Origin of the sequence: Sphingomonas sp. CFBP 8760 (assembly GCF_014841615.1) — a bacterium.
Taxonomy (GTDB): Bacteria; Pseudomonadota; Alphaproteobacteria; order Sphingomonadales; family Sphingomonadaceae; genus Sphingomonas.
Map to the genome: position 1 here is coordinate 1 of NZ_JACYUG010000038.1, position 9,689 is coordinate 9,689.

Here is a 9,689-nt window from a genome sequence, read left to right on the forward strand (position 1 = left end):
CTCGCCAGCGCCCTCAGGCTCTCCCTTCGACAGGCTCAGGACAGGCTTTACTATGCTGTATCGCTCGGCGCACGACCTCTGTCGTGGTGGCGCTCCCGTGTAGAACCTGACCCATAGCGCTTCCTTCCACTCGCCTGTGGATGATGCACCATCAATCGTCGGGACCAAACATCTAGAAAACGGGGGGACGTCAGTCATCCGATCCAGCCGGCTCGTCCGCGCCGACACAGTGCCGTCATAGGCGCAGGCTGTCCTGCCATCCCGAAGAAATGGCTATAGGACGTCCTCGGCATCACGACCGAAGAACGCCGCGCGAAGGGGGAGAGTCGCGGCGCCGATCGCCGTCGCGTCGCCGTCCATGGCAGATGCCACGATGCGCGGAGCGGGCCGATGGAAGCCGCGGCGCTGCGGATTGGTGACGGCGATCCGTCCCGCAATGCGCTCCGCCAGTGCAGGCGGTACGCGGCCACCGAGCACGATCATGCCGGGATCGAGCGTCGCCGCGATCGCCGACGCGACCAGGTTCAGGGAGGGCGTGACGTCGTCCAGCCAGCGATCGACGGCCGGATGGTGGGGATCGAAATGGTCGATCATGGTCCCGATGTCGGGATAGGCCGAACCGGCATCGCCGAAGCTTGATCGCAACGTTTCCAGGTTGGGCTGGGGCCAGTCCAGCGGCAGGATCGAGGCGAACTCGCCGGCGTTGCCGTGCCGGCCGCGCAAATGCCGGCCGCCTGCCACGACGCCGCCACCGAACCCGGCGGAAAAGTACAGATAGGCGAAGTCGTTCGTGGTTCGGCCGTGTCCCAGCGCCGCTTCGCCGACGGCGGCAACGTTGCCGTCATTGTCGACCCACACCTTCGTGCCGAGCGCATCGGCGAGGATGGTGTCCAGCGGCACCAACGCCCAGGGATCGAGCAGCCGCGGCGGATTGAGGCGGGCGCCATCGCCGATGAAATAGCCCGTGACGCCGACGCCGACACCGACCAGCGCGGCGCGATCCCATCCGGCATCCGCCACCGCCGCGTCGATCAGCCGTTTGATCTGGCGGCAGGCCGGCTCCATCCTCGAATCCAGCAGCTTTTCCGTCCGCGGCGCAGCGGTGGTTCCGGCCAGGTCCAGCAGCACCAGCGATACGGCATCGGTCATGACCGACACGCCGATGGCAAAGGCGGCCGACCCCACCAGGCTCAACGCCGCGCTGGGCTTGCCCCGGCCCTGTGGAACCGGTGCGCCTTCGGTGATCAGCCGGCGCGCCAGCAACGGCTCGACCAGCCGGGTGATCGAATGCGGCGCAAGCCCGGTCAACCGCGCCAGGTCGGCGCGGCTTGCGGGGCCCTTGCGCGACAAGAGGTCGAGCAACACGCGTTCGTTCGCCGTCGCGGTGCGCCGCCCGTCGTCGCGCAAAAATCGCGGGGGAAAGTCGCCTGCACTGATGCCGTTCATGGCCGATCAAGGTCGCGGCGGGGCCGGCATGTCAAGCACAGCAAGGCCGCAACCACGCACGCCGCCCAGATCCCGCCCGCGAATGCCGGAAATCCGCCGGGCGTGAAGACCGCGCCGCCGCCAAGCCCGCCGGCCAGCGCCAGCCCCGCCGCGCCGAGCGCCAGTTTCGAGGCCATCGTGTAGAATCCGTAGTCGCGCGCATCGCGTGCCAGCAGCGACAGCAGCGCCCATCCGATCAGATTGGACAGGCCCATCGCCAGTCCCAGCACCAGCGGCGCGACCGCGCGATACCCATCGTCGAGAAAAAGGATCGGCACCGCGGCCGACACGCAAAAGGTGACCGCCAGCAGCGACAGTCCCTGGCGGGTCGACCCGATCCGGACGGGAAAGAGCGCCGACGCCGTCCGCCCGGCGATCAGGGCACCCAGCGTCGTTGCCCCGGCAGCGGGCGTCGCCACGCCGGAGAGATGAAGCATCGCCTTGCCCAAACTGCCCAGGGCGACGATGCCGACCACGCTGGCGAGCAGGAACGCCCAGGGCAGCGCACCCGATGGCGACCTCCCGATGCGGGCGCCCCGGGTCGCGAGTGGAAAGGTGATCAGCAGCGGAACCATCGCCATGCCAAGCAGGGTTGCGGCCGCCCCGATCCCCCACAGCAGCGGCGTGATGCCGACGCCACCGATCCCGCCGAGGCACGCCGCCGCGACGAACGAAGCGATACCGGTGCCAAGCGTGCGTCCGCGCGATAGCGCCGTGGCGTGCGCGGGGTCGCCGCCGAGGCGGCCCATCAGCGCATTGTGGGGGACGTCGCACCCGGCATAAGAGATACGAAAGACCAATGCGGCAGCCAGCACGGCACCCGGCCCCAGCGGTGCCGATACGATCGTCAACGGGAAGACGAGGCTGGCGACGCACAGCCCCACCGCCGCGATCCGTGCCGCATCGCCCGGTCGCCGCGCGAGCCACGCGCCGATGGCGAAATCGGCAAGCGCACTTGCTGCCAGCCCGGTGAGGAACAGCGCCCCCGCGATCGCCGGAGCCATGCCATAGCGACTGACTAGGAGATACAGGGTCAGCAGGTCGCTCGCCGCCCATAACAGGCTTTTTCCGGTATGGGCGACGCAATAGGCCATCCATGTCCGACGCCCCGTCCGGGTCCCTGCCAGCGCCCGCGTCACTCGATCCAGCGGACCTTGTACAGATGCAGTCCCGTCACCGGCACCCGCACTGGATCGCTGCCATCGGCGCGTGCGATCGTGAATCCCTTCGCCCACCAGCTTTCCTCCGCCTGCACCCATGCGAGACGGCCGTTCATGCCGTCGCCTGCCATCCCGACCGCCTTGACGCGCAGCTTTGGATTGAGCGCGGGTAAAGCCGCGAACATGCCCCCGCCGGAATGCTTGCCCTCCGGATCGAACGTCCACACCCCGTCGTCGGTCGTCACCAGATAGCGGCCATCGGGCCGCCGCGACAGGTCGTGCCCGTCGCGGCGTCCGGGCAGCATCCACCGCGACGCCTCCAACAGCTTCGGCGCCGCACCGGTCCCGGCGATGCGATACGCCTGGATCAGATCGTGCGACAGGACGAACAGGCGACGGCGCCGCGCATCCCACACCGCGCCATGCCCCGATGGCAGCGGCAGGTGTAGCAACGGCGTTTCGCTGCGGTTGCGGTCGTAGAGTTCGAGCCGGTCGCCATGCTGGTGGATCGACAGAGCGACCGCGATCAGGCCGCCGGGCAACAGGTCCGCCGAATGCGCCATCGGTGCGGTGGCACGAAACGACACCCGGCCGCTCGCTCGGTCGATCAGGACCACGCCCCCGGTCGAGGCGGTGACGAGGATCGATCGCCCGCCATCGACCGCCTTGCAGTCGTCGATCTTCGCCAGCAGCGTTTTGCGATAGGATTCGGGCAGGTCGACGGCATCCGCCGCGCGCCAGCGCCAGACCTCGCCGGCGACCCCGCCCCCGGAAAGCCGGTACTCGCGAATCTCGTCGTCCCCACAGGCGTAGAGCCGTTCGGCCGCCCCCGCCGGACCGGCGCCCGCCACCGTGACGACGATCCCCAATGCTGCGTACCAACCTTGCATAATGCCTCTCCTGCCACCCGGGCATGACGTTCCGACGACGATCTTTCTACGCGACCGTCATGTTTATGTCACCCATAGTTATTAAAAAGACCATCGATGCTGTTCATCAAGGGGGCTGTCATGAAGTGTTGCACCATCCGCCGCGGCCTGTTGCTGCTGTCCACCGCGCTATCGCCTGCGGTCCTGCCGTCCGTCGCCCATGCGCAGGACGTGCCGGCCGCATCCTCGCCGGACGAGGAGATCGTCGTCACGGGCGCGCGGCTCCAGGCGAAGCGCGAAATCGAGGCCAAGCGCGCAATCACCGTCATTTCCGACAGCATCAGTTCGGACGAGATCGGCACGTTGCCCGATTTCGGGCTGGGCGAGGCGCTGACGCGCGTGCCGGGCGTGTCCACGATCCAGAACAATGCGCGTGGCGAGGCGCAATTCCTGTCGATCCGCGGGCTCAACGCCGATTACAACCTCGTCCAGATCGACGGCGTGACGCTGCCCGCCAACGAAGTGGGTCGTCGCAACGTGTCGATGGACGTCATCCCGTCATCGCTGGCGAGCCGGGTCGAGGTGTACAAGTCGACGACCGCGGCGATGAACGGCAACGCGATCGGCGGCACCGCCAATTTGCGCACGCGTAGCGCCTTCGACGGGCAGGGACGCGGCTTTCTCGGCGGGCGGTTCGATATCGGCCAGTGGGATTTCGAGCGGACGCGCGGCAACCGCGGCCCATCGGGGCAGGCGGAACTGATCGCGTCGACCACCTTCGGTCCCGATCGCAAGTTCGGCGCGGTGGTGTCGGGCAGCTATTTCCGGCGTGATTCCGCCTCGCTCAATTCGGCGACGGACAATTATCTCTATTTCGATCCGACGACCGGCACCCGACTGACGTCGCCGACGAACGATGTGTCGAGCGCCTTCGTCGCCCCCGATCGCCGGCGCTGGCTCCACTACGACAATGTCCGCGAACGGTACGGCATGTTCGGCAAGCTGGAGTTCGACGACCACAAGCTGTTCAAGGCGGCGCTGACCCTCGCCGATTTCCGCCACACCAACGACGAGGAGCGCCAGTCGAACCTGGTCACCGCGAACGCCGCCGTCACCTCCGCCGCCAACCGCTACACCAACTTTTCGGGCGTGACCGCGACCGGCGGCAATGTCAGCAATGCGGCGGCGCAGGTGGATTTGGCCGAATACGACCAGACCCGGCGGATGCGCTATGCCGATTTCCACGGCCAACTGGCCCCGAGCGATCGCATACGGGCCGATTTCGGCGTCAACTATGCCATCGCCACCTATCGCCAAGATGCGACCTTCGCGACTTACCGCATCGCCAACACGCCGAGCCTCGCCTATCGCTACACGATCACGCCGGGGCAATTCACCGCTTTCGAGTTTGCCAATCCGGCGGTCGTCGGCGGCGCGGCGAACTACCGGCAGTTCGAATACGGCACCAACAGTGACGATAATCGCGAAAACGCGCTGACCGCCCGCGCCAACATCAATGTGAACATGGCGGGCGACGATCGCGGGCTTGGCGTGGCGGCGGGTGCCTATGGCCGCTTCCTCGATCGCCGCTACGACTTCGCAGTCGACAATTACCGCAACACCGCCGCCTCGACGCTGTTGCTGACGCCTACGCTCGCCTCGGAAACCTATACACCGTATAACGGGAGCGACTACCGGATGCTGTTCGTCGATCCGGCTGCGGCCCAGCAGGCGTTCGAGGCAGGGCGGTCGAACTTCTCTCCTAACACCGCCAATGCCGGCGGCAACGTGCAGTCCGATTACCGGCTGACCGAGGACATCGTCGCCGCCTATCTCATGGCGCGCTATGCGACCGACACGGTGCGGCTGACGGCGGGTTTCCGCTACGAGGGGACGTGGCTCACCACCGCGTCGAACACCCTGCGCGGCGGCGTCTATACGCCCGCCCAGCAGGGACAGGACTATCGCGACTGGCTGCCCTCGGCCCAGGCGGATTGGGACGTGACTGGCGGGCTGCGGCTGCGCGCGGCGTTCAGCCGTACGATCGGCCGCCCCAATTACGACGATCTGGCCGCGCGCGAGGCGGTGAACGTCAACAGCTCGACGGGCGCGATCAGCATCACCTCGGGCAATCCGACGCTCAAGCCCCGCCGGTCGGATAATTACGACCTCAGCCTCGAATATTATATCAACAACGACATCCTGTTCTCGGCGGCAGCCTTCGCCAAGCGGATCGACGACGAGATCCTGACCGTCCGCAATCAGGCGAGCGAGTTGTTCGACGGCCAGCAGCAACTGGTCACCCGCGTCCGCCCGGTCAACGCCGGCCGCGCAACCGTGAAGGGCGTGGAACTGAACGCGGTGATCGCGCGGATGCGCTTCCTGCCCGGCCCCCTCAATGGCTTCGGCCTGTCCGCCAACCTGACGCTGCTCGATCCAACGCCGCCCGAGGTCGCGCTGGCCGATGGCGTCACCCGCCGCCGGCTGTCAGGCCTGTTCGAGAGCGCCAACACCGTCGCCAACGTCAAGCTGTTCTACAATACCGGCCCACTGATGGTGCAGGGGGCGTGGAACCGGCTGTCGCCGATCCTCTATTCGGTATCGACCACCGACCCGCTGCAGGACCGTCGCTATGCCACCAGCGACCTGTTCGACGCGCAGGTCCGCCTGAAGCTTGACCGGCACTGGACGATCGTGGCGCAGGGCCGCAACCTCACCAATTTCCGCCCGCAGCGCATGTTCGGTCCCGGGTTCGGCCTGTTGCGCGAGGAACTCGAAAATGGCCGCGCCCTCTATGTTGGCGCACTGGTTCGCTACTGATGCGCTCCCCTGAAGGTACCGGCACTCCGGCGAACGCGGCCGCTGACCATCGTACCGCCACACCGCAACGCTGCCTTTCGCCACCTCCCGGCGGTGCCAGCTCAAACTAACCGGCAACGTACAGTGAAAGAAGGGTAAGACTATGTCCAAAGCAAGAAATTCGGTCCTGTCTACGACTTTGGCGACGATCATGGCGCTGACCGCGGCAACGCCGGCGGCAGCCCAGTCCTGCCGTACGATCGAGGAACGGTTCGGCGAGATCATGGGCTATCGCCAAACCAAGGACGTAATGATTCTGGGCCATCGCGGCTATTGGAGCGGATACAATCCTCGCGATCGCCTGATACCGGAAAACTCCACGGGTGCGATCGAGGCGGCGAACAATGCGTGCATCGACGGGGTCGAGCTCGACATCAAGATGTCGGCGGACGGCGTCCCGTACATCATGCACGACTTCAACGTCGGTCGGACGACAAACTTCCCGCATTTGCAGCAGCGGAGGCTATACAATCCGTATGCGGACGGCACCAATGCAGACTATAATCCGCGGGTCGCGTCGCTCAGCGCCGGAACGATCGACCGGCTGCGGCTGCTGAGGCCGAACCGGGTAGACGTAAGCCCGTATACCGTGCCCCGCCTGAGCGGCGTGTTGCAGACGCACATGGCCAATCGTTGGACGATCCCGCTGATCTTCGATGTGAAGACGTCCGACGCCGTGCGGGCGACGAACTCCCTGGTCAGGGCGCTGGTGCCGGGAGGGCGATACAAGATGGCGATGAAAGTCAACGCTACTTTGTACCAAACGCCAGGGGCCTTCGAAAAAGACGCCCCGGACATGTGGGCGATTCCCGTCTTCACCACCAACATGTTGGGCATCATCCACGTCGACAACGCCTTCAATGCATGGTTCACGGCCAACGCGATCGAGGTGAACGTCAAGCAACCCTGGGGTCTGATGTACACATTGAAGGACAGGGTCGTGGATGCCGGCAAGAAAGCGGCGGTCTTCCATGCCTTGGCCGACGAGAACAAGGGTAACGGCAACTTCTTCAGGAATACGGGCGAATGCTGCTACAAGCTTTCCGATATATATTATAACTGGAAGCCTGGCTTCAAAGATACTGATGACAGACGGGGCAACCTGGACTTTCTTAATGGCGAGCGATACGGGCTTGTCACCACGGATGACCCAAATGGGACCGCCAAGTTCTACCGAGGCAAAGGCAAGCGAGCCAATCACCCCGGCCAATTCTAAGCAATGATGTCGGTAGCGACCGGCAGGTTTCTGTCGGTCGCTACCGCGGAGAAATGAATCGATGCTTTGTCTTGCGGTTTTGCTCATGCTGTCTGGTGCCCCACTCGGCAATTCCATCAACGGCGCGGACGTTCCTACCGGGCAGTCCGACAGCCGGCAGGCCACCGACGCGACCGAACCTGCCGCGGTGTCCGAGGCGTTGGTCGCCGCGCTGCTCGATCGGGGCGCGCAGATCGGAAACCCGTTTCCCACGAAGGATGCGACGCAAGTCATGAAGACGGAGCGTAGCGCGGCCAAAGCCGCTTCGATCCGCAACCTAGCGGCTGCAGCGCGACGGCAGGGGTTGGACAGGTCGGTGGACGTGCTGCGTACCGTCACTGCATTTCAGGAGATGCTGCTGGCCGAAAAGCTCATGCAGTCGCTGTCCGACACGATCGTCATCGATGATAAAGAGGTGCGGTCGCAGTTCGAACGTCATCCCGATCGCTACGACGAGTTCGAGATGAGCCACATCTTCTTTCCGTTCGACGAGAGTAATGAGCCTGCGACAGCAGGCGGGAAAGCGACGGCCAAGCGGGAGGCATGGGCACGCGCCGAGGCGGCGGATGCCCAGTTGAAGGCAGGTGCCGACTTCGCTGCGGTGGCGCGATCATCGTCCGGGGATCGGGAGTCGGCGTCCGAGGGAGGTATGCTGCCGGCCATTCTCGGTGCGAACGTCCAGCCGCGCTTTCTGGAAGGGATCAAAGGACTGAAGGACGGCGCCATCAGCCGGATTCTCGAGGGCGACGACGGTTACCATATCGTGCTGTTGAACCAGCGCCGGCACTCCTACTCGGGGCCAGCGCGCGATATGATCGAGCGGGAGATCAGGGCGCGCGCGATGGCACAACTTCTCCCTAAGATTCAATCGCTTGATAGCCAACAGTAAGTGAAGCTTCGATGGACAACCACAGGTACCCGAAGGCATTGTCCCATGCCTCATCCGCGCGACAGGCTGCCCTCGTGCTGGTCATCATCGCTCTGATCGTTATCATGTTCTTCGCCCTCAGCGAGCCACCAGAGGTGATGTCGGCAGGGGACGTGGTGGTCGTTCGTGGGCCGAGCATGGCCGGCCCTTTGCAGCCACGGGCCGATACTACGATCGCTCGGATGCCGGCTCCGAAAATGCTTGACGAAAGAGCCGGTCTGATAAGCGCGACCGACCACGCAGCACTGACGCATGAGCGAATATCGGAATTTCCCACGCTTGAGAACGTGAATATCTTGTGCACTGACGTCTGCATGTTCACCTCCACCGCCTTGGAGGTACGAGACAAGGACGTTGACGCATCGCGGTTGCCCTATCTTGGTCGTCTGGAGGACGAGCTAAGGCGACGTGGCTTCGCGCCCGTTGACGACTTGATGGTCGAGGAGGCGGGCGGTGGCGAAAGCACATTGAGACTCCGCTTTGGGCGGTCGTAAGTCGCTGGGCAATGATTGAGGGTCTGAACGGCGTCGCGGCAGCGAAGTGTCGCCTGAAGATGGCGGTGGCTTCCATCCGAGTTGAGGCTGAAACGATGTCTAGTTCTCGTTAAGATGCTCAACGGTCACGATCGATTGAATCGTCGGCGCAAATCGTGCGATGCCCTCCACCTGCCATGTCAACGCGGAGCAAAACCAAGCCAGAGGGGCGGAGTAAAAGTAGGCCACTTGAGGGGCGTGCTGACAATATGAAAAGGGCTCCGATCAGGGCTCTTTTCATATTGGGGTCGGTTCGTGCGTGGGGTGGGGAAGCCCCCTGACGACATACGCTCCACTGTGTAGTACCTTACGGGCATTGTCCCAGATTAACAGAAGTCTGCTTTGGACAACACTGACCCCGCGCAGATCAAGGGTTTTCGAGGCAGGTTTTCGGGAAGGTTCAATTGGGACAACGCGCCGCCATCTACGCTCGCGTCTCGACTGTCGACCAATCGTGCGAGCGGCAGTTGCGTGATCTCGCGGGTTTCGCCGAGCGGGGCGGGTACGAGGTGGTCGAGGTCTTTCGCAAAACCGCCTCGGGCATGATGGACTTGCCCCGGAAAAGTGGAGAGTTCCCCTGAGGTGAAAGGCGAACTCGAT

General features: G+C 64.5%; 8 protein-coding genes. 4 read left to right on the plus strand and 4 right to left on the minus strand.

Annotated elements, in window-relative coordinates:
• Positions 1–273: 273 nt before the first annotated feature.
• Genes IFT82_RS19985 through IFT82_RS19995 form a run of 3 tightly spaced genes read right to left on the minus strand, consistent with a single transcriptional unit; the run spans position 274 to position 3,535 of the window.
• Positions 274–1,446, minus strand: a complete 1,173-nt coding sequence (locus IFT82_RS19985) for an ROK family transcriptional regulator (protein WP_192129890.1) — start codon at positions 1,444–1,446, stop codon at positions 274–276.
• A complete protein-coding gene (locus IFT82_RS19990) occupies positions 1,443–2,579 on the minus strand; it encodes a hypothetical protein (protein ID WP_192129891.1) in 1,137 nt (378 codons plus the stop codon). Before IFT82_RS19990 ends, IFT82_RS19985 begins: the two co-directional genes overlap by 4 nt.
• Positions 2,580–2,620: 41 nt before the next feature.
• Positions 2,621–3,535, minus strand: coding sequence for a DUF6528 family protein (locus IFT82_RS19995; protein ID WP_192129892.1), 915 nt, complete (start codon positions 3,533–3,535; stop codon positions 2,621–2,623).
• 120 nt (positions 3,536–3,655) lie between these two features.
• Between IFT82_RS19995 and IFT82_RS20000 the strand changes: the two genes are divergently transcribed.
• The 4 genes from IFT82_RS20000 (at position 3,656) to IFT82_RS20015 (ending at position 9,050) form a co-directional block, all read left to right on the plus strand.
• The gene (locus IFT82_RS20000) at positions 3,656–6,334 is read left to right on the plus strand and encodes a TonB-dependent receptor (protein WP_192129893.1); all 2,679 of its coding nucleotides are present in this window, start codon (positions 3,656–3,658) and stop codon (positions 6,332–6,334) included.
• A gap of 190 nt (positions 6,335–6,524) precedes the next feature.
• A complete protein-coding gene (locus tag IFT82_RS20005) occupies positions 6,525–7,589 on the plus strand; it encodes a glycerophosphodiester phosphodiesterase family protein (protein WP_192129894.1) in 1,065 nt (354 codons plus the stop codon).
• An 85-nt stretch (positions 7,590–7,674) separates the two neighbouring features.
• Positions 7,675–8,517, plus strand: coding sequence for a peptidylprolyl isomerase (locus IFT82_RS20010; RefSeq protein ID WP_192129895.1), 843 nt, complete (start codon positions 7,675–7,677; stop codon positions 8,515–8,517).
• A gap of 74 nt (positions 8,518–8,591) precedes the next feature.
• Positions 8,592–9,050, plus strand: a complete 459-nt coding sequence (locus IFT82_RS20015) for a hypothetical protein (protein ID WP_192129896.1) — start codon at positions 8,592–8,594, stop codon at positions 9,048–9,050.
• Positions 9,051–9,415: 365 nt separating this feature from the next.
• Here IFT82_RS20015 and IFT82_RS21580 read toward each other — a convergent pair.
• Positions 9,416–9,689: hypothetical protein (locus tag IFT82_RS21580; RefSeq protein WP_446740991.1), on the minus strand; the 274-nt coding region annotated here is incomplete at its 5' end.